Here is a 19,741-nt window from a genome sequence, read left to right on the forward strand (position 1 = left end):
ACAAACAGGGAAGCCGCGCTGCGCACCCGACGCTGCGCGGCCGAGGCTCAGCGCCAAACGGATATGGACCAGCTCGTCTGGCGTTGACCAACAATACCAGATGGTGCACTTGCTGGTCTGGATCTTATTTTGAGAGTATCTTTTGTTCCCTACAGGGTTTGGTCGACCCGTGATTGCGGTCGCCTGCTTGCTTTTCGGGAGGAGCGTGGCGATGGTGCGCTTTACCCGCCTTGCCCTTCTGGCGTTCGGCTTGGGCAGCCTGCCGGGATTCGTATCGGCTGGGGAACCTTTCGTTCCAAGCTGGATCAAGAACGATCCTACAGCCAATACGGTGGCGATTGAAATTATCGCCGATTGGAACCAGGTCGAGCGGTTCCGCAGGGGAAATATCCGGACCGACATCATTGACTTCAACGGGTACTGGGGCGGCAATCTTACCATCGTCGTGCCAGCAGCATGGACGGTGCACATCGAATTCATTAACGGGTCTTCGTCATTCCGGCACAGCCTGATGGTGACCAGGGTGTACGCTCAGTCGGAGATGCCAGTGAAATTGACGGCTGAGGATGCGATCTGGGGGGCGTACACCGATCCACCACAGGGCATCAAACTCAATGAGCGGAGACAACTCAACTTCGTTGCGAAGCAGGTCGGGAACTACTTCCTCGCCTGTGCAAGGCAAACGCACCTGATGGACGGACACTGGATTAATTTTGAGGTGAGCGACAGTCTCGAGCAGGCAGTCGCAATCGTTGACGAAAGCAAATTTCCGCAGGAGCAGCCGCCAGGGCGTCCGTAAGGTCAGCAGACCGCTCTCCTGTGGCTACCGTTTTCGGCCCAGGTGGACACTTGACACAGCGGGGACCGCTTTGGGGCCAGCACCGGCAATCCGGAGGTTGTCGGCGAGCGGCGGCTTTGGGTCGGATCGTGAACTTCGCGGTCTCCGGTTCCGCGTTGGGCGCAAGCATGCCACCTTCCCAGCCCTTTGCCTTGTCCGCTTTCGAGATACCGCTTGGGTGGGCTTCGTGACCGGAAAGAAGGCGCAAACTCGTCCTTAAAAACCCGGGCCTCTATGGCCGCTTCGGGCCGAAAGCCGTCGAAACAACCACCGCTGACGCCGTCAGCCGAATTGAAATTGAAATCCTCCTGCAGAAAGTCCCAGGCACTGGAAATCCCACGCGAACTCACGCTAATATAACATCACCGAACAAGCTTCGGAATTTGGAATTATACTACTGCAAATCTTGAAATACTTCGGAGAAGTCGTGCTCATCTACGCGGACGAAAACCTCGAGGTCATCCATCGCCCGGGCGCCTCGCCTTACCTTCTGATCACCTTCAACGAAATGGAGATCCAGGCAAACGGCAGCCGCTACTGGGGCCAGCGCTTTTGCGAGAAGGCGGATATCGCCGCCCTCGGCTTCATCAGCTGCCGTCCCAACTGGTTCCCGGCCGCAAGCGTGGTCAAGGCGGTCGAGGTCGCGGCACCGATCCTGCGCGCGGCGCCTGAGCGCATCCTCTACGGCCATTCCCAGGGCGGTTATGCCGCCCTTCGCTACCGCCGGCGCTTCAATGCCACCACGGCCATCGCCTTCTGCCCGCAGGTCTCGATCAATCCCAAGGCCGTTCCCTACGACAACCGCTTTCTCAGGCATTTCTCGCCCGACCTGCACGCCAACATGGGCATCGCCCCCGATCATGCCGCCGGCCGCGCCTATCTCTTCTACGATCCGTTCCACGCGATCGATCGCCGGCATGCCGAGCGCATAGCGCAACTGCAGGCGGAAACGCAGCTCGTCCCGGTGCATATGACCGGTCACGGCACCGTCAGGGCCTTCACCGGAACCGAGCGCGCGCTGGCGCTGATCAATGCCTGTCGTGCCCATGACCTTGCCGCGCTGCGCTCCCTGGCCCGCTCCGCGCGGATCGAAGCGCCGATGCGCCCCTACCAGAACGCCGTCGCCGCCATGGCCCGCCACCCGGCCTGGGCTGACGCCCTTCACGCCCGCTTCGGCGATCGCTTCGCCCCGGTGGAACGGGTCAACTTCCTCTACCACCGCGCCAACCGCCACATCGGCGACGGCAATCTGATGACGGCGCGCGCCATGCTGACGGACGCACTGTCGCTGCGGCCCGACAACCCCGCCGTCAAGCATCGCCTGAAAGACCTCGACGCCCGCATCGCCCGCGAAGAAAAGCTGGCGAACGCTTCCTGAGGCGGCGGTCGATCATGCTATTAACGGAAATTTCTTTTTAATTCAGATGTGTAAGCCGCGTTTGGTGGTCTTTGCCATCTAATGCCGCAAATTCCTGCCTCTCCGGTCCTCTTATCGCCCCCTGTTCATGGAACCATGCCGCAGCGCCTTCTTCAAACTGCAGCCAACCGCTACAGTGAAAGGATGTTTGCGATGAACAGCATGGACACGAAAGAATTCATCCTCGCCGGCGTCGTCATGAAGCGCCTGCTCGCCGGCAGCCAGACCAACGGCCAGTTCTGCCTCTTTGAAAATGTCAGCGGGGGCGATACCAGGACACCGATCCACGTACATGAGGGCGACGATGAAACCCTCTACATGCTCGAGGGCGAAATGACGGCGGTGATCGACGGCACCCCGCACCGGCTGACCGCTGGCCAGAGCATCTTTCTCATGCGCGGGGTGCCGCACCAGCTGATCAATATCAGCCGACGGCCGGCGCGCTATATTCTGATCGGCACGCCGGCCATCTTCGACCGGTTTCTGGAAGAGGCCGGCCGCGAACGCCGGCCAGGCGAAGCGGCCGAACCGCCGACATCCGAGGAGCTTGACCGACTGCGCACGGCGTCGCCGAAATTCGGCATCACCCTGTTGTCCGCCTTTCCGGCCAAGGATTGACCCCGCGGTCCGTCGCCGGCGAAGGCAATTTCTGGTGGGAGGCCGGGCGATGCGCCGGTCTCGCCGGCGGGCAGGAAGCCTTGGTTTTGGTAACAACGAGCATCGCGGTGGTCCGAGGAAAAGCCCACGCCACGCCGATATCGGCCGTTCGATTTTCGGGTTATCATCGCCCGAATGGAGCCAGACCTACTGCATGTCCCCCTAAATCGACCTCGATTTGAGGACGTGCCGAAAATCAAAGCTCTACAGCGGCCTTTGCGCGTCTGACAGGGCGCGCGGCGCTGGAGGTGCTGTCGTCGAAGACATTTCAGGAGCGACCGACCATGACCCGCGATCAGATGATTGCCCACCTGCGCGCCGCCGATGACGTCGCGCGCGCGGCAGCTGAGCACGGCCATCATCCTTTCGGCGCGGTCCTCGTCGGCCCCGACGACCGCATCCTGATGCGCCAGGGCAATATCGACACCGTGCATCACGCCGAGACCGAGCTCGCCCGACGCGCCGCGGCCGCCTATCCGGCGAAATTCCTCTGGTCCTGCACGCTGGTTTCGACCGGCGAGCCCTGTGCCATGTGCACCGGCACGCTCTATTGGGCCAATATCGGTCGCCTGGTCTATGGCTTCGAGGAGGAAAAGCTGCTGGCCGAGACCGGCGACCACCCCGAGAACCCGACCATGAACCTTTCATCGCGCACGGTGCTTGCCTCCGGCCAGAAGCCGATCGAAGTCGTCGGCCCCTTCCCCGAGATCGAGGACGAACTGCTCAGCCCGCATCGGACTTTCTGGCGGCGCTGACGCGCCCCTTCCGCTCGCCATGCGAAGGCCGGGAGCCCCCGCGGAAACCCCCGCACCTTACCGGACGAGCAAAAGTGCTGTAGTCCCTTGAATTGCCGCATGTTTTGTCCGTTCGTCGGCTCCGACCAAAGGACAGACAGGCAGTCGTTGCCGGGCTACCCTGCATCGAGGGCCGAGGGCGTACCGGCAGCCGCCCCGTGTCCGGCTTGCGGGCCGATCCGTACCTCACGCCCCCTCCTTCTCCCGCGACAGCCCCAGGTGCCAGTGCAGCTCGGTCAGCCCGCGCTTCAGCCAGGCAAGCTGCGGCTCGGGCATGGTGCGCAGCATCTCGTAATCCATGATGCAGACGTTGAAGACCGTCGTCTTCACCTGCGGTCCGTCCTTGAGTTTCAGCAGCACACCTTCCAGTTCCATCATCCGGTTCGCCGCCTGGCGGGCGCTCCTGGCGCGCTCGGCGCTGGTCTCGCCGGCAAAGCCCTTGACGCTGAAGAGCGACTGCGCCCTGACACTCGGAAAGGGAATGCCGGTGAGGCTGTAATAGCGCGCCATCTGCCGGGCGTACTCGTCGCCGGCCTCGCGCTCATGCGCCGTCAGCTTGCCGTCGAGGAACATGCGGCCGAGCGTGTAGCCGGCAAAGGGGCTTGCCGCGTCGACGTCGCGCCTGCCGGAAAAATGCAGGCGCCTGCGCGCGTCGAGCGCCACCGCGCGCGCCTCCCGCTCGGTCTCGCCGTGCTTGATCTGCCCGCCGGGATAGCGCGCCACACCGGCCTTGCGTGGCCGGCCCGCCCGGCTGGCGCGCTTGATGCGGATGCGTTCTGCCTTGGATGTCATCGTGTCGTTTCCTCGTTTCATTCGCTCATCATGGCCGCCGGCCGGCATCGCCCGGCCCGGCGTGGATGCAGGATCGGTTAAGAATTGGAAGGTTGCCGCTGGCGACTGGCGCCGCGCCTGGTGACCGCATGCAGCACCGACGTATGGTCGCGGCGGAAGATGCGCCCGAGCGCCGGCAGCGACAGGTCCTTGCGCTCCTCGTAGACGGCCGCCATGCAGCGATGGCGCGGCTCGACCAGGCGCCGCTCGCGGCCGACGCCGATGATCTCCTCCCAGGTGACGCCGGGATAGGCGCCGAGCACGTCCTTGATGATCTCCCGCACCGGCCGCCGGCCGAAGAGATCGCCGCCCGCCGCATCCGCCGCCCCGCAGATCACCCGCGCCTGCGAGAGAAGCCGCGCCTCCGCGTCGGCAAGCGCCAGTTCCAGCTCCGCGATCCGCCGCGCCTGCGCCCGCACCTGAACCGCGACGATGCCGGCGAGATCCTCCAGGCTCGCGACGGGTGCCGCCTCCCCGTCGCCGGCCGCGGCCGTCCCGGTCAAACCCGTGGCCTGCGCGTCGCCCGGCCCCGCCGCCCCGTCTCCGGTCGTGTCGTCCGCCGACGTCCTACGCCTTCCGAGAGCGCCGGCGCCGGGCTCCTCTCCACCGCGCCGCCGGCGCGCCCTGCCGGCGGCAGCGGCACCGCCGGCGACACCATCCGCCCCGAGCACCGCCCTTACCGTCGCCGCACCATTGCCCGCGGCCCAACCGGCGGCCACCTCACCCGTTGCCAATTCCGCTGCCTCAGGCTGCATGGTGGATCTCCCTGGTTGCAGGTGTGCTTCCGTTCTGGCTGGCGGCCTTGGCTGCTGCATGGGTCTCGCGAAACGCTTCGAGCCGCGCGCGAACACGGGCGCGGCTCGCCTCGGACCGGCCGCCATTCAGGCTGTCGAGGGCGGCGATCGTCTCGCGCTTGCGGGCAAGCTCCGCCCGCATGCTCAGCGCCTCCGCCCTTGCCAGTGCCGCCAGCACCGGCGGCTTCGGGATCGTGCCGAGCAGCACGTTGGCGTCGGCGGCGTAGTCGCCGCGGATCAGCTTCTGCGTCGCAGCCGCCAGCCCACAGCCCGGCACGCCGGCGAGCGCATAGTGGTAGACGGCGAGGATCTTCTTCGGCTCGATCCCCGGCGGCATGGTCATGCCGGCCGTCTGCATCGCATCGAGGCTGCGCAGCACCATTGCCTCGCCTGCCGGCGCCAGCCGTTCAGTGAGCGCGGTAATCTCCCGGCTCAAGGTCGAAAGCCGGGCCTCCGCCGGCAAGGTCATCATCTCCGAAAGCGTCATTGTCTCGGTTTCCTTTGAGTTCGTTTTCAATGGCTTGCCTGCATTCCCGCTGGTGGCGGGCAAAGGCGGTCTCGTGCGGCGGCGCCTGCTGGCGAGAGCCGCGCCGCGGCGGCCCGGTATCCCCGGCCGGGTTCCGCGCACCCGGCGGGCCCGAGGCGCGGGGCGGAAGCGCCGGCCGGCCGGCATTGCGCATCCAGTTCCGCCACGTCGCCGCCCAATCGAGCTTGGTGGCATTGCGGCCGGCTTTGGCGGTCCAGTAGTCGCGAAACTTGTCGAATTCGATCGCCACCTCGGCCGATCCGAACCCCAGCCCGGCGGCGAAGTCCCAGTCGGGCTCGAAGGTCGCGGGCAGTCGGCTGGCCCTGCGCTGGCCCTGCGGGGCCCGCAGCGCATCGGCTTCCTGCCGGTGAAGGCGGAGCTGATCGCCGCCGCCTTCCGGAGTCGTGTCGGGAGAGTTAATTTCTTTAGGGGGTGCGGGGGAGCTTTCTTTATCAGAGAGGGGGGCGGCACCGGTCGCCGTGACATCGCGTGACGTCACGCGCGCCCGATGACGCTGCTGCCGCTCGCGATCGCTTGCCCGGCGCCGCTCGATCTCCGACTGCTGTGCGGCCTCGGCGGCGCGCACGGCGCCAAGGATCATCTCCGGCGATGCGCCGGACTGGACCAGGGCTTCGACGATCGCGGTGATGCGCATGGTCGCTACTCCCCGCTCGGCCGGGTCAGTCGGCATGCGGCCGCGACTGCCCCGCCGCGTGCCGAAACGGCGGCGCAACGGGGCCGCAGCGAAACCGGCCGGGCACCACCGCCCTCGCCTTCCCGGGCAACTCCGCCCTGCCCTGCAACCCTTTTGAGACCGTCCTGCACCATGCCTTCTTCCCATGCGTTCGCGTTTGGCCGCTCCGTCTGGCACGGCCATTCCATCGCGCTCCCTGCGCGCCAATGCAGCTATTTCCTCGCCGCCGCCGGCGAGCCGCTTCCGGTATCCGTCGCAGATGGGCGAACACCGTTCATTTCCGTTGACATCCTATTCGTAGTAGGATTTCCTAGATTCATCAAGAGGAAATTTCCTATTGGACGTCAGAAACGGAATCTGGGATGCCAGTGCCATGGACGAATTGCGCCGCCTCATCCGGGAAGCAGTCGAAGCGAAGAAGACGACCTACAAGGATCTGTCGATCGCGATCGCGAAGAACCATGCCTATATCCAGCAGTTCGTCGAGCGCGAGACGCCGCGGGAACTGCGCGAGCGCGACGCCCGCACGATCGTCGACCTGATCCAGGGCGCACCGGCCGCCGGCGAAGCGCCCATGAGGCGCGCGCCCGGCTTCGCGCCGCAGATCGTGCCCGGCGAACAGCTCGTCGGCCATCGTGACCTGCCGATCTTCGCCGCCGCGCAGGGCGGCGACGGCCACGTCATCGTCACCTTCGATGCGGTCGAATATGTCAAGCGCCCCTCGGTGCTCGAGGGCGTCAGGGGCGCCTACGGCATCTATCTCACCGGCAGCTCGATGATCCCGGCCTATGAACCCGGCGACATGGCGCTCGTCCACCCGCATCTGCCGCCGGCGCGCGACAAGGACGTGGTGCTCTATCACGTGCCGCCCGCCAACGATGCCGAAGCGATCATCAAGCGGCTGGTCTCCTTCAACGACCGCGAATGGACGCTCCGGCAGTACAACCCCTTCCTGGAGTTCACCGAGAGCCGGGTCGAGTGGTCCTTCTGCCACCGGGTCGTCGGCAAGTACAGCGCCCGGTAGACCGCAAGGCCATGGCGGAAATATTCCCGCCTATTCAAGGCGTTATGTCGTTCACCAGCAAATGATGCGAACCTCGATGATCGCACAGGAGAAAAACGACAGGCGACCGGACCTGGCTGGCACCCCCTATCGCCGACAGGGACGGGAAATACGGTGCCTAACGCTTGTTCCCGTCGATCAGTGTTTGCCAGGCACGTGAAGATGCTGTCGCTATGCAATCATTGTTTGTCCCGGTGAACGACGTGGCTAAAAGCTGATGGTAACCTCGCGATTAGGGGGATTAATGCTGTTGGCTTGAGGTCAAAGCTTGGTAGCTGTTCCGGTAAAGCCCAACGGAATTCCAAGTCGGCATTCCCGTCACGGCTGCGGTGGACAATGGCGTTCTGAACAAAAGGAGGCGGTGAGTGCAACTGCACATCGTAGTAAAAGCCTAACTCGTGGGCTTTCTTGCCGCCCAACTCAAAAAAGTTTTCGATCAATAGCCGCAGAGGGCCCACAACTGAGGTGCTCCCGAGTTCCTCTTCGACTTCTCGCGACAGAGTTTCGGCTGATGCTTCGTGAAACTCTACCCTACCGCCAGGAAGCGCCCAAAATGGATCGCTGACGGAGCGATGGATCAAAATATGCCCTTCAGCCCAGATAAGCGCCGCCGCCCTGAATTGGAACCGAGACGGCCCATTATCCAAAACGATCATGGTTCTGTCGTTCATATTGGTGCCTTTCACATTTTCCACGTTAGCCTGCTATCGCAGCTACAAAGGCATGTTTGCAATGGACTAACTGCGGACGACGATCTCCTGCGTCCTCGCCGGCCGATTAGAGAAGCGCCCTCCGTGCCACGGCGGCTTCGCTTCGTAATCACGGAGCCCACCGCCGCGGCACCTCACGCCGCCATTCCCTCCTCGATCTCCATCGGCAGGTCGCCCGCCATGAAGAGCACCCTTGCATCCTCGAACTCCCCGGTCGCAAGATCGCCCGAACGGCTGAAGGCGACGACGCCCACCTTGGTTGCCGCCAGCCTTTCGGCCAGCCGCACCGCATGCTCGGCCCCGGTTGCCTGCACCGGATTGTCGGCAAGGAGCGCCCCGCGGCTCCCCAGCGTGAAGCTCTGAACGACGAAATAGGTGATCATCCCATGTTCCTTTCCGCCACCTGGAATGGCGGCCCCAAGGTGGCGCAATCATCAGAACAAAACAAGAACAAATAATCGCCTATCGACAGCTCGGGGCGGCGGCCGCGAAGAAAATTCCTGCCGGCGGTGCCTTTCCTATTGACCACGAAATAGGAATTTTCCTATATTCCTGCAAAGACGAAACCGGAGGGACCGACGGCAGCCCGAAAGGGCCGCCCGTGCGCACCTCGAACGGACCGAGGTGAAGGATGCCTGACGTGCTGATCGCGGACGCCATGAAGGGCAGCGCGCCGTTCCTCCAGGGACGCGAGATCATTCTCGCCGTCATGACGCTCGGCGCCGGCTGGTTTTGCGAAGAAACCGACACCGTCGGCACCACCTACAGGACCGCTGCCGACTGGCTTCGGACCCATGATGGCGAGCATGTCTCAAGGCTGATCCGCTTCGACCTCGACGCGCTCCACGGCGAGGACGTCACCGAGACGGTCGCCGACGCCTGGCTCGACGGCTACGACCAGACCCCCGAGGAGGAACACAAGCTGCCGGCCTTTGTCCGCACCTCCGACGCCTGGGACCGATGGTGCGCCGATTTCGCGGCGCAGCGGCCACCCTACAGCCAGGCCGCGCACGGCACGCTCAACCACCGCCAGCAGTTCGGTTGCGATCTCGGATGACCGCGACGCTCGACAAATCCGCCCTCTTCGCCGCCATGGAAGCCTTCTGGGAAGCCGAAGGCGGCAACGAGCATGGCGTCGAAGCCGCGATATCGGCCTATCTGCAGCGCCTGAACCTCACCGCTTTCAACGACATGGCCACGCGCAAGCGCGCCGAACTGGCCGCGGCAACCGCCCGGCCTTCCGGAGCGCCACGCGTCTCATGAGACATGACGGCGCACGCTCGCGGGAATTGCGACGGAGCAAAAATACCCAAATTTGGCAATCATCATTAATTTGCAAAAATGCTAATAGAGCGGGCGGGGAGCACAAAGAGGAGAGATTCGATGCCGCGTCTTGCCCATCTCTATTTCAAGACCGCAATCATTTTCCTGATCATCGGCCTCATGATCGGTCTGCACATGGCGATCAGCCACGATCATGCCGCCACGCCGGCGCACGCCCATACGAACCTGCTCGGCTGGGTCACGATGGCGATCTTCGGTGTCTACTATGCGCTCAACCCGGCCAAGGCCGAGCGCCGGCTGGCGATGATCCAGTATTACGTCTACACATCAGGCGTCGCCGTGCTCGTTCCATCGCTCTATCTGATGGTCACCGGCAGGCCCGAGATCGAACCCATCGTCGCTGCAGCCTCGATCGTCGCCTTCATCGGCGTGCTGCTCTTTGCCGTCGTCATCTTTTCGAGCGGCGAAACGGTTGCCCAGCCGAGCGCACTGCGGCCGCGATAAAGCGCGCCGAGCGCCGAACGCGCAACCACTGGGCCAGGGCAATACAGGAAAGACCGGAGAACCTTTCCTGTACGGCATCCGTCCGCCCTCGAGCAATTCCAGGAAAAGTGTGAAACGGTTTTCCGTCCGGAATTGCGTAATTTCAAAAGGTTAGATCATTTCACTGTTTCCATGAAACAGTGAAATGATCTAACAAACGGCGAAAGACGAGCACGACGGAAATTGCCCGCCCCCCGCTGCTTCTCGGGATTTATTTTGGCAAGCGTACCGGAATCGCCGAATCTGGCCTTCCCCCGGCTGCCGGATGCGCGTTAGCTTCCGTACCGCGCAGTACGTTCTTTCTGGACTGCGCTTCCCCGCACCCCGAGCCATTTTGGGTGCCTGCTTGCCCCGCCCTCGTGCGGGGCCTTCTTTTTCGAGCGTATGTAACGGCAACTCCACCGATCTTGACCTCAGTCGACCTTGAACACGGCGTCGCCGACAAAGACGATGACATATTGCCCGCCTTCGCCCTCGCGCGCCCAGCGCCGCAGCGTCTCGGCATAGGGTGCCTCTTTCCAGATCTCGGGAAAATCCGGATCGACGAGCACGGTGACCTGCGGCCCCTGCCGATAGATCATCATGCGTGAGCGCGCCGGGTCCCAGGCGTCGCAGAGCGCCTCATCCGTGCGCCAGAGGCAGAGGAAATCGCGGCAGAGCTGCGGCCGCTGCGCGTAGATCCGGCACCCCTCACCGTCGACACAGTGCCGGCACCAGTCGTTCGCCGGCTTCGCCAATGCGTCGATATCGGGCAGCCGGCAGCAAAGGGTGCAGGTGCCGCAGGCGCGCTCGCCGAGCGGCGTGGATGTCGAAGAGGCCGGAGTGATCATCGGCGGACGCTGTAGCACATTGGCCCTGTTCAGGCGAATCAGGCGAACCGATCGGCAGTCCCGCATCACGCCGACCCGGGCGCGGGCATCACGCCGCCGCCGACAGCGCCACGCGCCTGATCAGACGATCAAGGGAAACGTGCGGTAGCATCACGAACGAAGGCATCGCGCGCATGCTTGCGCGGCGGGGAATTTCGACAGCGCCTCGACCGCGGCGGATGCGCGGTCGCGACGAGGGAGCGCCTTAGCGGATGCGCGGGCAACCGCGGCGGTTGGCGAGATCGATCCTGGCGTATTCACCACGCCGTCCGATGCCTTCGACGACGATCCGGTTGCGGCTTATGCCGGCGATCTCGGGATCGCGCATGCCGTAGCCATAGGCGCGGCGAATGGCCTGGCGGGGGGTGCATCCGCGCCGCGGTCTATAGTAGTAGTCGTCATCGTCATCATAGCGGCGGTAGTCGCGATAATCGCCGTCGTCGCCGCGCGGGCCGATATAGAGGTCCAGCGACTGCGCCGGCGATACCGAAGGCAGCGCAGTGACGGCGCCTACGGCGATCACGGCCATGGCCAGAAGCTTGCTTATCGTGTGTGTCATATCTTTCTCCTCCACCCGCTACCCGTTGAGTGGACCCCAAGGTTAGCGAAGTGAACATGAATGCAGGAGTAACAAACGACCCGCCAAAAAGTTGCGCGGTCGCCTTGGCGGCATGGGAAATCGGCTGGTTTCAAGCGCGATTCCGGTGGAAATGGAAGGTCTTGCGGTCGGTCTCGCCCTGCCGGAAGCCCTTGGCCGCGAGAATCGCCTTCAATTCCTCGACCTTCGCCTCGCCGATGATATGCGGGTGCAGTTCCACCAGGATATCCCTGACCGAGCCGAAATCGGCGACGCGCAGCAACTCGTCCTCGCTGCCTTCCACGTCCATGATCAGCACGTCTGGACGATAGGTTCCAAGAACCTCGGAAAAGACGTCGCTTTCGATCTCCACCTTCGCGCCCGGAAGCTCTCGGTCATAGGCGCTGGAGGAAATGATGTTCTCGCTGCGGAAGAAGGAGATCTTGCGCCCGTCGGCCGTCATCGCCTTGAGCCGCAAGGCGGGCTCGAGGCCGTTCAGCCGGAAGTTCTCGCGGATCAGCGGCTCCAGCGTCGCGTTGGCCTCGTAGGTCAGCACGTTCGAGGCGCCGCAGATCCTTGCCGCAAGCAGCGCGATGAAGCCGACGCCGGTTCCGACCTCCAGCACCTTCGAGCCGGGCTTCAGCAGCCGAAGCAGGATGTTGCGCTCCGTGTCCTCGTAGACCTCGCGGTACATCAGGTCGCGCACGACGGCCGGAACACGCGCCTCGTCGGACACCAGCCGGATGCCGTCGATCGTCACCGTGCGTGCATTGGTGAGATAGCGAAATTTCTTCCGAATCGAACGAAGAAGGCGTTTCATGCTCTGTCCCAAGGATTTTCTCCCCGCCAGTTAGTACGATTTTGCGCCCTGCGTAAGAGGGTTTGCATAGTCTCGACATCTGATGCACCGCCGGCCGCCACATCCGGAACGATCGCATTCCGCATTTGCTTCACCGGCGTTTTTGATCTAAGCCCCCGCTATATTATGTATGAAGAATACATATCGGAATCGGAATGAAAGCCATTACCTATCCTTTCAGGGATCAATCCGACGCCGAGATGATCGCGGACCGAAACCTCTTCGATCGTCTGATCACCTGGTATGAATCGGCCAAGGTGGAGCGTCGCGAACGGTCGGCGGGCCGCGACGTGGAGCTGCGCTGCGTCAGCCCGCTCGGGCAGACGTCGCTCTATCCCGATGATCTTCCACTGGTTTTCCTCACGCGCAATGACGCCAAATTGATGCCCGGCTTTCTCGCGCATTACCGGTCGTTGGGCGTTACCCGCTTCATCGGCGTCGACGATGCCTCGACCGACGGCACGCGCGAATATCTGCTGGACCAGCCGGACGTCGACCTGTGGGCGTCGGCGCTGCGCTACAAGGAGGCCCGGCGCGGCCGCCTCTGGCGGGAGGCGCTGTTTGCCCTCTATGGCGGCGACCGCTGGTATGTGAACGTCGATTCCGATGAATTCCTGGTCTACGACGATTGCGAGAACCGCACCCTGTGGTCGGTCATCCATGCGCTGGAGGATCTGCAGATTTCGCGGCTGCCGGCGCCGATGCTGGACATGTATCCGGTCGATCTCGACGCCGCGGACGTCAGTCAGCTCCAGACCCGCGCGCCCTGGGAAATCGCCGACCATTTCGACAGCGGCGGCTATTCGCTGGCGACGACCCGGCGCGCCATCACCGTCAAGGGCGGCGCGCGCCACCGCGAGTTCGAGGCGGACCTGGAACTGATCAAGTATCCGCTGATCTTCTGGGACGAGGACTGTTGCTTCGGCGCCAGCATCCATCAGCCGCTGCCCTATGAGCGCAATTTCGCCTCGGTGCTCGGCGCTCTCCTGCATTTCAAGTTCTTCGCCGACTACGAGAAGGTCTTCGAGGACGCGGTTGCCGACGGACAATATTTCGATGGCTCGGCGGCTTACGCAAAGATGACGCAAGCGCTCGCCGACACCGGCGCGCTGCAGCTCTTTTCCCAATCCTCGGTGAAGTTCGACGGCTCGAAGCAGTTGCTGCGGCTCGGTTTCATCACCCCCGTGCCCTACTGCATGTCTCCTTAAATCGACCTCGATTTCAGGACGAGGACATGCAGCAAATCAAAGTGCTACAGCGACCTTTGCGCGTCTCATAAGACGCGCGGCGCTGTAGCGCGCCGCCGGCGGCAAGCGCTGAGGCCCGCGCCGCATCCGGCAATGCCTCTGCCCGCGCGATAAACGGCGCGCCCCGGTCGCCGCGCAACCGCATCGTCGGATTTTCAACCGACCCGCGAGCTTGGCCGTTGATAATTCGACCGACCGCTCCATTTACAGCTCTGAGGCACTTAACCTGAGGAGAAGCCTGCATGAATCGAAACACAGTCATCGGCATCGTGGTTGTGATCGTGCTCATCATTCTTGGCGTCGTGTACCTGAGACCGGGGGGCGAGCAAGCGACCGAGACCCCGCCGGCAACGACGACGACACAGCCCTCGACGACCGAGCAGCAGCCAGCGACGCAACAGCCGGCAACGCCTGACCAGTCGACGACTCAGCCCTCGACCACTCAGCCGTCGACGACCCAGCCGTCAACAACGCAACCGTCTACGAGCCAGTAACGGCCTAAAACGCGACCACCCCTGTCGCACGGGCGGACACCGGGTGGTCGCATCAGACAAGACAGGCCAGACGCTGCGACGTTATCGCGGCCGGGCAGCCATGTGCCGGCCGCATGTTAGCCACCAAAGGTTCCGTGCCTCATCGGATCGACGGGGTCCGTACTCCCCAAAAAAGCGCTTGCGCAATTCTTTCAGGCTTTCTTCCCAGATGTCGCGCTGGCAGGCTGAAACAGAGCCCGCCGCTCGAAAAATATCCGACAGCGTCACCGCCCTGTTCCCTTCCGGCTTGCCGATGTTATGAATCCGGCTCCCGCCAATGGAGCCCCCGAATGCGCGTCGTCTTCCTCTGTTCGCTGCTGCTTCTGTCGTCCTGCATGCCGCGCATCCCGCAGGAGGTTCTCGACGCAAATTGGTGCAGGGACATGGCGGCAGCGAAGGCCAAAGCGACCGGCACCGGCCGGGCGAACCTCGCCGCGGCGATGATAAGGCATGACTGCGCCGCCAAGCTTGCCGCCGAACGGCAACCGGCGATGGCCCTGCCGGACGCCGCGCGTCTTGCGAGACGCACGGCGCTGTAGGGCGGGTCTCAGTTGTGCCTGGTAACCGGATAGCCGACCGGCATTTGCCAAAGCGAAATGTCGGCGATCTCGGGCTTCTTCACCGCTTCCTCCGCGCCGATATCGCGGAGCATGCGATCGGAGAGATGGCTGAGCTGGTTGAGCGTCCGGCGACGCCTCCAGGCAGCACCAAGGAAAGCCCCGACCGTCCGCCGGAAGCCGAAGGTCCGGAACAGGTCGTCCATGATCGCCGGCAAGGCGCCGGCGGAGGTAAGTTGCAATTCGTGCATGATCGATCCCGCCGCCGCGAGCGGCCGGGTCCTCTAGATTATGGATGCACGCGGACACGGAATCGCGTTCCGGGAACCGGTCACATCAAGTCAAAATGGAATATACGAAAGGCGGAGCTCGCGTTGCGCTTAAGCGCCGAAGTAACTCGTAGAATTATGGCGCACTCGTCGTGACGAGCAGACCATTCCACCAGAGGCGAGCATCTGCACAAAATTATGAATCATCGTATGCCTCCTCTGGTTTGAGCTCCGATTTGGCGAATAATTACACAAGCTTACTTTCCGGGCAAGAGGACAATCGCAGACTGCAGGAATGACAAAACGCCTGTTGCACGGAGGCAACAGGCGGTGCTTGCCGGTCCATCCATGCGTCACGCGCCGAAATCAGGACCATCCGGGCTTCCGCTCCTCCGAACCTCGACCCGGGCTTTGATCTTCGAGATCGTCAGATCCACCGGCAACGGCTTCGGCGGCCCTGGCGCCTCGGCTTCCCAGCCTGGTTCGCAACGAGCCTCGCCACCAAAGGGCATCGTGCCCAGCGCAGAAGAAACATGGCCGCAGTTTGTTGCCACCTGCCTGATTGTGGAGGACACTGCACCTCACGGGACATTCGAGGTGGAATGATGGACTTCGAGAAGATAGGCCGGGCACGGCTCATGGTACGACTACCAAGGCATCGGAAACAGATTTCAGAGCTGAGGTTCCTGGCGCTCAACAGCCTGATGGCGGCCTATGGCGTCGCCGTGATCACGCGCGACGAACTGAGAGAGCACGCGATGTCGGATGAGCCTTTGACAGCCGTCTATGAAAGCAACTGCCAGGCGATAGAAGACAAGGTGGTGATGCTTCTCAGCAATATCAGCCCGCGCTTCGTCAATTGACGAACTTCGCAACGAAGGCAATTTAATCAGCGCTTTAGGAGAAGTTTTTGGTGGGTGATCACGGGCTCGAACCGTGGACCCGCTGATTAAGAGTCAGCTGCTCTACCAACTGAGCTAATCACCCATCCGTGGCGTCGCTTTAGCGCACGGCCCGATGACTCTCAAGGGGTAATCTTGTCTGTCGCCATTTAAATTACAGCGCGTTTCCAAAACTCCCGGAGCGGTCGAAATCGGCGGCCCTCTTTGAGTGCTCGCGCTTTGAGCTCCCGGTTTCCGGAGCGTGTCCCAGTGCATTGCGTCTTCCCTCCGTGAGCGGCAGAAGAGGTGCCGGTCCCCAAGGGAATGCGCGCGCTGATGGTGGATAACAGCTTCTCCACAGAGCCACGTCAGCCCGGCGAAATTTTTTCAAAAGATTTTCACAAAGGCGCTGGACAAGCCAATCGAACGCCTTTATACGCCCCCTCACGACAGCGACGGGACTTGACCGAAGCGGTCACGGATGGGTGATTAGCTCAGTTGGTAGAGCAGCTGACTCTTAATCAGCGGGTCCACGGTTCGAGCCCGTGATCACCCACCAGATTTCTCCTAAAGCGCTGATTAAGCTGAAATTTCCTGTACGAACGACTTCACGCCTCAGATGGCGCGATTCCACGCCTCAGACGTAGAGTTCGCCCGCGGCGATCTTCACCGCCTGGCCGCCGATGCGGGCGTTGGTGATCTCCCCGCCGGTGATGTCGAGATGCAGGTGGATGAAGGACGGCCGTCCCATTTCCACCCCCTGCTCGACCAGCACGGGATGATGGCCGTCAACGAACTGGTCGAAATAATGGATGGCGCCGGAGAGAGCGGCCACGGCCGATCCGGTCGCCGGGTCCTCGAGGCTGCCGGCGCCGGGCCCGAACTTGCGGGCGTGGAAGCGCGCCATGTGGTTCACGCCGCCGCGGCAATAGACGTAAGCCGATGCCAAGCGCCCCTCGGCCATCGGCGTCAGTTGTTCCCAGCGCAGCGAATCGAACTCGATCGAGGAAACCGTTGCAACATCGTGCACCGGCACCATCACGAAGGGGGCGCCGGCACTCCAGAATGAAGGTACGTGGTTCTCGAAGCCGATCTGCGAGAGTTTCAGGCTCAGTGCATCGGCGATCGACTGCCGGTCGAAGCGGGCATCGAGCCGCATCGATTTGCGCGGCAGGTCGAACTCGGCAAAGCTCGCAACTCCGGGCTTGAGGCGAACGGCGCAGCGCACCGGACCCACCTTCTCCTCCAGCACCTGCACGAGGTCGATCCCCTCCTCGATCGTGCCGTGCTGCGCCTCGGCAATGGCGATCGCCGCGCCAACCGTCGGATGTCCGGCGAAGGGCAGTTCCTGGCCGGGGGTAAAGATCCTGAGCTTCGCCGTGTGCGCCGCGCCGCCGGGCCTGCGGATGAACACCGTCTCCGACAGGTTGAATTCCTGCGCGATCGCCTGCATCGCCTCGTCGTCCAGCCGGTCGGTACCGAAGACCACAGCCAGTGGATTGCCTTCGAGTCGCCTGTCGGTGAAGACGTCGTAGATCGCGTAGCTCAGCGCCATTCATGTCCCCTTGTGAATATACCTCGAAACTTTGCAACGTCGTGACGCGTGCGGCAAGGCTTAAGAGCACCGGTACACAGTTCGGCGCGATTCACGATTTCTTTAACCCCGGATGCGCCGCCTCTTGCCTTGGCTGCTTCCGGCCGGCGCGCACCCGCCAACAGGGCCTATCAGGCGGCGCAGGCTAAAGGCTCGCACATACAAAGGGATATCACGCCCCGTTGACTCAAAATCAGAGCGACGCTTCTCGCCCGAACAGCCACTCCAGAATGGGTGGAATGAACGGCGGATAGTTGTAGGCGCCCGGGTCCGGACCGAAAATCGCGATCGCCTCGTCGATCTCCGGCTCGGGATCGGCGGCAATGTGCGCCGCCACGCGCGCAACCAGCGCCGCGGCCGTTTCCGGGTAGCGGTAAACGCGGATGACGGTTACGGCGCGGTCCATGTGCAGGAGGTGATAGCCGGGCTCGGCTGTCGCAAGCGAGAGATCGATGCCCGTTTCTTCCAGCGCCTCGCGGCGGATGTTGCCGGCGATGTCGCAGCGCCCCTCGACGATATCCTCGGGCTCCAGCGAACCGGAAGGGCTGTAGACGCGGGCCGGATTGGCCGTGTGCGGGCCCATGCGCACCAGGATCAAGGCACCGTCGGAAGACAGGATCGCCGGCATGGCGAAGAGATGGAAGGCGCCCTCGGCCCGCGTCTTCCGCCACCAGAGAAAGGTCGAATAGGGCACGACATGCCCCTCGCCGCGGATGCGCCCGTCCTCGATCCTCAGCGCCCGCTGCAGCACCATGCGGCCATCGAAGAGATGCGGGTTGGCCGCGATTTCGCGTTGCCAGTTCTGCTGCGCGCGCTCGGCCTCGCCGAGATGAAACGGATGCGCCGCGCCGTTGACGCGGATCTCGACGTCGTCGATCGGGATGATGACGCCTTCGGCCGGCCAGTGAGCCGTATTGCTTTCAAGAGCGCCCATGGTCACACATCCAGCGTCATGGCCACGGGGCAATGGTCCGACGCCTTCGGCCGGTCCCAGCCGGTGCGCGGGTAGCGCTCCACTTCCTGCCCGGGCGGAAAGATCGTGCGGAAGGGCTGGCCGCCGCGGATGACCTCGGGCACCTGGGCGTGGTTGCGCTTGGCCAGCGCCGGCGAAAGCCAGATATAGTCGAGCTGGCAGAGATGGCGCTCCTGCGGCCCGCGGCTGTGAAACAGCGTCCAGCGGTCGAGCACCGGCCGGCGCAGCATCGGGTTTTCCACGAAGCCGTCATGGCTGAAGATGTCGAGCGCGCTCGTCTCCTCCTCGTGCGGCACGAACTCGTAGCCGTTGCGCCGGTCGCCGAGAATGTTGACCTTCTCCTGGTAGTCGTTCATGTCGCCGCAAATCGCGAACATCTTGTCGGCGGTGCGTCCGCGGCCGAAGCGGTTTTCGATGATGTGGCGCACGGCCTTGGCCTCGGCCACGCGCAGCGGCATCGTCGCCTGCCGGCCATCGAGCCCCTCCCGCGCCGGCCCCATCGATTTGAAATGCACGACATAGAGCGTCAGCGGCCGCCCGCCGATCGTGAGATCCAATTCCAGGCAATCGCGCTTGAAGATCCGGTCGGCCGGCCGATTGGTCAGCGCGATCTGGTCGTTGAAGAGGTCGAGATCCTCATAGGTCAGCCCCGCATGGCTCTTCACGTCCAGGCACTCGATCGGCTGGCCGTCGCGCGTCTCCTCGCGCATCAGCACCGCGACGTCGATCCCGCGCGAATCATTGCCCTCGATCAGGTATTTCTGCCGGTAGCCGTTGCCGACCATGCGGAACAGATAGTTGTATTCGAAGGCCTGCAGCGAGGCCATGTTGTCGGCTTCCTGCAGGCAGAGGATATCCGCATCGCAATCGGCAATCGCCAAGGCCGACATCTGCCGCGTATCATCCGTATGCGCGATGGTGCGCGCTTCCTCCAGCCGCTGGTATTCCGCCTCGCTCTTCACGTCGAAGAGCCTCAGCACCCGGTCCTGCTTGAGCTGGTTGCGAAAACCGGAAAAATCGAAGCGGCTCAACAGGTTTTCGATGTTGAAGGTGGCAAGGCGAAGCGACATTTATCGATTCCGTGGCATGAAGTGCCGGGAGCTTAGAGCAAATTCAGGAAAAGTGCGAAGCGGTTTTCCGTTAGGAATTGCGGCTTTACAGAGCAAATTCAGGAAAAGTGTGAAGCGGTTTTCCGTCCGGAATTGCGGCTTTACAGAGCAAATTCAGGAAA

The 19,741-nt window shown here is 63.1% G+C and carries 25 protein-coding genes and 2 tRNA genes; 13 read left to right on the top strand and 14 right to left on the bottom strand.

From position 1 onward, the window contains the following. The first annotated feature begins 211 nt into the window (after positions 1-211). The 4 genes from BHMPCIPO_RS11890 (at position 212) to BHMPCIPO_RS11905 (ending at position 3,667) form a co-directional block, all read left to right on the top strand. A complete protein-coding gene (locus BHMPCIPO_RS11890) occupies positions 212-799 on the top strand; it encodes a sulfocyanin-like copper-binding protein (RefSeq protein WP_210266435.1) in 588 nt (195 codons plus the stop codon). A 466-nt stretch (positions 800-1,265) separates the two neighbouring features. Next, entirely contained in the window at positions 1,266-2,216 is a 951-nt protein-coding gene (locus tag BHMPCIPO_RS11895; RefSeq protein WP_173516941.1) for an alpha/beta hydrolase, read from the top strand. A gap of 192 nt (positions 2,217-2,408) precedes the next feature. Beyond that, complete coding sequence (locus tag BHMPCIPO_RS11900; RefSeq protein ID WP_173516942.1) at positions 2,409-2,873, top strand: cupin domain-containing protein; 465 nt, start codon at positions 2,409-2,411, stop codon at positions 2,871-2,873. Positions 2,874-3,196: 323 nt separating this feature from the next. Further along, entirely contained in the window at positions 3,197-3,667 is a 471-nt protein-coding gene (locus BHMPCIPO_RS11905; RefSeq protein ID WP_173516943.1) for a nucleoside deaminase, read from the top strand. Positions 3,668-3,892: 225 nt separating this feature from the next. Here BHMPCIPO_RS11905 and BHMPCIPO_RS11910 read toward each other — a convergent pair whose 3' ends face one another. The 4 genes from BHMPCIPO_RS11910 to BHMPCIPO_RS11925 form a co-directional block, all read right to left on the bottom strand. Beyond that, positions 3,893-4,498 carry a hypothetical protein gene (locus tag BHMPCIPO_RS11910; RefSeq protein ID WP_173516944.1) on the bottom strand — a complete coding sequence of 202 codons (606 nt, stop codon included), beginning with the start codon at positions 4,496-4,498 and terminating at the stop codon, positions 3,893-3,895. A gap of 77 nt (positions 4,499-4,575) precedes the next feature. Continuing rightward, positions 4,576-5,292, bottom strand: coding sequence for a helix-turn-helix domain-containing protein (locus BHMPCIPO_RS32840; RefSeq protein ID WP_173516945.1), 717 nt, complete (start codon positions 5,290-5,292; stop codon positions 4,576-4,578). Beyond that, positions 5,282-5,818, bottom strand: a complete 537-nt coding sequence (locus BHMPCIPO_RS11920) for a hypothetical protein (protein WP_173516946.1) — start codon at positions 5,816-5,818, stop codon at positions 5,282-5,284. Before BHMPCIPO_RS11920 ends, BHMPCIPO_RS32840 begins: the two co-directional genes overlap by 11 nt. Further along, entirely contained in the window at positions 5,739-6,512 is a 774-nt protein-coding gene (locus BHMPCIPO_RS11925) for a hypothetical protein (RefSeq protein WP_173516947.1), read from the bottom strand. The genes BHMPCIPO_RS11920 and BHMPCIPO_RS11925 overlap by 80 nt, the downstream gene beginning before the upstream one ends. A gap of 412 nt (positions 6,513-6,924) precedes the next feature. Here BHMPCIPO_RS11925 and BHMPCIPO_RS11930 point away from each other — a divergent pair, with 412 nt between their 5' ends. Then, positions 6,925-7,575: a S24 family peptidase gene (locus BHMPCIPO_RS11930; protein WP_210266437.1), complete on the top strand. Its 651-nt coding sequence runs from the start codon at positions 6,925-6,927 to the stop codon at positions 7,573-7,575. Positions 7,576-7,793: 218 nt separating this feature from the next. On the opposite strand, the gene BHMPCIPO_RS11935 is transcribed toward BHMPCIPO_RS11930, so the two are convergent. Together BHMPCIPO_RS11935 and BHMPCIPO_RS11940 are read right to left on the bottom strand one after the other, a co-directional pair. Next, positions 7,794-8,309, bottom strand: coding sequence for an NUDIX hydrolase (locus BHMPCIPO_RS11935; protein ID WP_376741637.1), 516 nt, complete (start codon positions 8,307-8,309; stop codon positions 7,794-7,796). Between the two features lie 149 nt (positions 8,310-8,458). Next, positions 8,459-8,707, bottom strand: a complete 249-nt coding sequence (locus BHMPCIPO_RS11940) for a hypothetical protein (RefSeq protein ID WP_173516948.1) — start codon at positions 8,705-8,707, stop codon at positions 8,459-8,461. 257 nt (positions 8,708-8,964) lie between these two features. Here BHMPCIPO_RS11940 and BHMPCIPO_RS11945 point away from each other — a divergent pair, with 257 nt between their 5' ends. The 3 genes from BHMPCIPO_RS11945 (at position 8,965) to BHMPCIPO_RS11955 (ending at position 10,112) form a co-directional block, all read left to right on the top strand. After that, a complete protein-coding gene (locus tag BHMPCIPO_RS11945; protein WP_173516949.1) occupies positions 8,965-9,381 on the top strand; it encodes a hypothetical protein in 417 nt (138 codons plus the stop codon). Then, positions 9,378-9,587 (top strand): hypothetical protein, encoded by a 210-nt coding sequence (locus BHMPCIPO_RS11950; RefSeq protein ID WP_173516950.1) that lies wholly within the window; start codon positions 9,378-9,380, stop codon positions 9,585-9,587. The genes BHMPCIPO_RS11945 and BHMPCIPO_RS11950 overlap by 4 nt, the downstream gene beginning before the upstream one ends. Before the next feature lie 120 nt (positions 9,588-9,707). After that, positions 9,708-10,112, top strand: a complete 405-nt coding sequence (locus tag BHMPCIPO_RS11955) for a heme-copper oxidase family protein (protein WP_173516951.1) — start codon at positions 9,708-9,710, stop codon at positions 10,110-10,112. Positions 10,113-10,564: 452 nt separating this feature from the next. On the opposite strand, the gene BHMPCIPO_RS11960 is transcribed toward BHMPCIPO_RS11955, so the two are convergent. From BHMPCIPO_RS11960 to BHMPCIPO_RS11970, 3 genes are all read right to left on the bottom strand, one after another. Then, positions 10,565-10,981, bottom strand: coding sequence for a hypothetical protein (locus BHMPCIPO_RS11960; RefSeq protein WP_173516952.1), 417 nt, complete (start codon positions 10,979-10,981; stop codon positions 10,565-10,567). A gap of 244 nt (positions 10,982-11,225) precedes the next feature. Continuing rightward, a complete protein-coding gene (locus tag BHMPCIPO_RS11965; RefSeq protein WP_173516953.1) occupies positions 11,226-11,579 on the bottom strand; it encodes a hypothetical protein in 354 nt (117 codons plus the stop codon). Between the two features lie 130 nt (positions 11,580-11,709). After that, the gene (locus BHMPCIPO_RS11970; RefSeq protein ID WP_173516954.1) at positions 11,710-12,417 is read right to left on the bottom strand and encodes an FkbM family methyltransferase; all 708 of its coding nucleotides are present in this window, start codon (positions 12,415-12,417) and stop codon (positions 11,710-11,712) included. Positions 12,418-12,686: 269 nt separating this feature from the next. On the opposite strand from BHMPCIPO_RS11970, the gene BHMPCIPO_RS11975 reads away from it, so the two are divergent. From BHMPCIPO_RS11975 to BHMPCIPO_RS11985, 3 genes are all read left to right on the top strand, one after another. Next, positions 12,687-13,664, top strand: coding sequence for a glycosyltransferase family 2 protein (locus tag BHMPCIPO_RS11975; RefSeq protein WP_173518153.1), 978 nt, complete (start codon positions 12,687-12,689; stop codon positions 13,662-13,664). Positions 13,665-13,945: 281 nt separating this feature from the next. Next, entirely contained in the window at positions 13,946-14,197 is a 252-nt protein-coding gene (locus BHMPCIPO_RS11980; RefSeq protein ID WP_173516955.1) for a dynamin, read from the top strand. A gap of 329 nt (positions 14,198-14,526) precedes the next feature. Continuing rightward, positions 14,527-14,775, top strand: coding sequence for a hypothetical protein (locus tag BHMPCIPO_RS11985; RefSeq protein ID WP_173516956.1), 249 nt, complete (start codon positions 14,527-14,529; stop codon positions 14,773-14,775). 8 nt (positions 14,776-14,783) lie between these two features. Here the strand turns inward: BHMPCIPO_RS11985 and BHMPCIPO_RS11990 are convergent, their stop codons facing one another. After that, positions 14,784-15,044, bottom strand: a complete 261-nt coding sequence (locus tag BHMPCIPO_RS11990; protein ID WP_173516957.1) for a DUF1127 domain-containing protein — start codon at positions 15,042-15,044, stop codon at positions 14,784-14,786. A 623-nt stretch (positions 15,045-15,667) separates the two neighbouring features. On the opposite strand from BHMPCIPO_RS11990, the gene BHMPCIPO_RS11995 reads away from it, so the two are divergent. Further along, positions 15,668-15,925 carry a hypothetical protein gene (locus BHMPCIPO_RS11995; RefSeq protein WP_210266438.1) on the top strand — a complete coding sequence of 86 codons (258 nt, stop codon included), beginning with the start codon at positions 15,668-15,670 and terminating at the stop codon, positions 15,923-15,925. Between the two features lie 48 nt (positions 15,926-15,973). Here the strand turns inward: BHMPCIPO_RS11995 and BHMPCIPO_RS12000 are convergent. Further along, positions 15,974-16,049: transfer RNA gene (locus tag BHMPCIPO_RS12000), tRNA-Lys, on the bottom strand. 377 nt (positions 16,050-16,426) lie between these two features. On the opposite strand from BHMPCIPO_RS12000, the gene BHMPCIPO_RS12005 reads away from it, so the two are divergent. Beyond that, a tRNA-Lys gene (locus BHMPCIPO_RS12005) sits at positions 16,427-16,502 on the top strand. 78 nt (positions 16,503-16,580) lie between these two features. Here BHMPCIPO_RS12005 and BHMPCIPO_RS12010 read toward each other — a convergent pair. The 3 genes from BHMPCIPO_RS12010 to BHMPCIPO_RS12020 all read right to left on the bottom strand — a co-directional run bounded on the left by BHMPCIPO_RS12010 (position 16,581) and on the right by BHMPCIPO_RS12020 (position 19,580). Beyond that, positions 16,581-17,498: a PhzF family protein gene (locus BHMPCIPO_RS12010; protein WP_173516959.1), complete on the bottom strand. Its 918-nt coding sequence runs from the start codon at positions 17,496-17,498 to the stop codon at positions 16,581-16,583. 232 nt (positions 17,499-17,730) lie between these two features. Then, entirely contained in the window at positions 17,731-18,471 is a 741-nt protein-coding gene (locus BHMPCIPO_RS12015; protein ID WP_173516960.1) for an NUDIX hydrolase, read from the bottom strand. Between the two features lie 2 nt (positions 18,472-18,473). Beyond that, the gene (locus tag BHMPCIPO_RS12020; protein ID WP_173516961.1) at positions 18,474-19,580 is read right to left on the bottom strand and encodes an endonuclease/exonuclease/phosphatase family protein; all 1,107 of its coding nucleotides are present in this window, start codon (positions 19,578-19,580) and stop codon (positions 18,474-18,476) included. Between the last annotated feature and the right edge of the window lie 161 nt (positions 19,581-19,741).

This window comes from Ensifer sesbaniae, from assembly GCF_013283665.1.
GTDB classification, from domain to species: domain Bacteria; phylum Pseudomonadota; class Alphaproteobacteria; order Rhizobiales; family Rhizobiaceae; genus Ensifer; species Ensifer sesbaniae.

Excerpts from the sequence above, each read along its gene's own strand:
- BHMPCIPO_RS11890 (WP_210266435.1), top strand. The coding sequence starts at position 212 with ATGGTGCGCTTTACCCGCCTTGCCCTTCTGGCGTTCGGCTTGGGCAGC.
- BHMPCIPO_RS11900 (WP_173516942.1), top strand. The coding sequence starts at position 2,409 with ATGAACAGCATGGACACGAAAGAATTCATCCTCGCCGGCGTCGTCATG.
- BHMPCIPO_RS11905 (WP_173516943.1), top strand. The coding sequence starts at position 3,197 with ATGACCCGCGATCAGATGATTGCCCACCTGCGCGCCGCCGATGACGTC.
- BHMPCIPO_RS11910 (WP_173516944.1), bottom strand. The coding sequence starts at position 4,498 with ATGACATCCAAGGCAGAACGCATCCGCATCAAGCGCGCCAGCCGGGCG.
- BHMPCIPO_RS32840 (WP_173516945.1), bottom strand. The coding sequence starts at position 5,292 with ATGCAGCCTGAGGCAGCGGAATTGGCAACGGGTGAGGTGGCCGCCGGT.
- BHMPCIPO_RS11920 (WP_173516946.1), bottom strand. The coding sequence starts at position 5,818 with ATGACGCTTTCGGAGATGATGACCTTGCCGGCGGAGGCCCGGCTTTCG.
- BHMPCIPO_RS11925 (WP_173516947.1), bottom strand. The coding sequence starts at position 6,512 with ATGCGCATCACCGCGATCGTCGAAGCCCTGGTCCAGTCCGGCGCATCG.
- BHMPCIPO_RS11930 (WP_210266437.1), top strand. The coding sequence starts at position 6,925 with ATGGACGAATTGCGCCGCCTCATCCGGGAAGCAGTCGAAGCGAAGAAG.
- BHMPCIPO_RS11940 (WP_173516948.1), bottom strand. The coding sequence starts at position 8,707 with ATGATCACCTATTTCGTCGTTCAGAGCTTCACGCTGGGGAGCCGCGGG.
- BHMPCIPO_RS11950 (WP_173516950.1), top strand. The coding sequence starts at position 9,378 with ATGACCGCGACGCTCGACAAATCCGCCCTCTTCGCCGCCATGGAAGCC.
- BHMPCIPO_RS11955 (WP_173516951.1), top strand. The coding sequence starts at position 9,708 with ATGCCGCGTCTTGCCCATCTCTATTTCAAGACCGCAATCATTTTCCTG.
- BHMPCIPO_RS11960 (WP_173516952.1), bottom strand. The coding sequence starts at position 10,981 with ATGATCACTCCGGCCTCTTCGACATCCACGCCGCTCGGCGAGCGCGCC.
- BHMPCIPO_RS11965 (WP_173516953.1), bottom strand. The coding sequence starts at position 11,579 with ATGACACACACGATAAGCAAGCTTCTGGCCATGGCCGTGATCGCCGTA.
- BHMPCIPO_RS11970 (WP_173516954.1), bottom strand. The coding sequence starts at position 12,417 with ATGAAACGCCTTCTTCGTTCGATTCGGAAGAAATTTCGCTATCTCACC.
- BHMPCIPO_RS11980 (WP_173516955.1), top strand. The coding sequence starts at position 13,946 with ATGAATCGAAACACAGTCATCGGCATCGTGGTTGTGATCGTGCTCATC.
- BHMPCIPO_RS11985 (WP_173516956.1), top strand. The coding sequence starts at position 14,527 with ATGCGCGTCGTCTTCCTCTGTTCGCTGCTGCTTCTGTCGTCCTGCATG.
- BHMPCIPO_RS11990 (WP_173516957.1), bottom strand. The coding sequence starts at position 15,044 with ATGCACGAATTGCAACTTACCTCCGCCGGCGCCTTGCCGGCGATCATG.
- BHMPCIPO_RS11995 (WP_210266438.1), top strand. The coding sequence starts at position 15,668 with ATGGACTTCGAGAAGATAGGCCGGGCACGGCTCATGGTACGACTACCA.
- BHMPCIPO_RS12010 (WP_173516959.1), bottom strand. The coding sequence starts at position 17,498 with ATGGCGCTGAGCTACGCGATCTACGACGTCTTCACCGACAGGCGACTC.
- BHMPCIPO_RS12015 (WP_173516960.1), bottom strand. The coding sequence starts at position 18,471 with ATGGGCGCTCTTGAAAGCAATACGGCTCACTGGCCGGCCGAAGGCGTC.
- BHMPCIPO_RS12020 (WP_173516961.1), bottom strand. The coding sequence starts at position 19,580 with ATGTCGCTTCGCCTTGCCACCTTCAACATCGAAAACCTGTTGAGCCGC.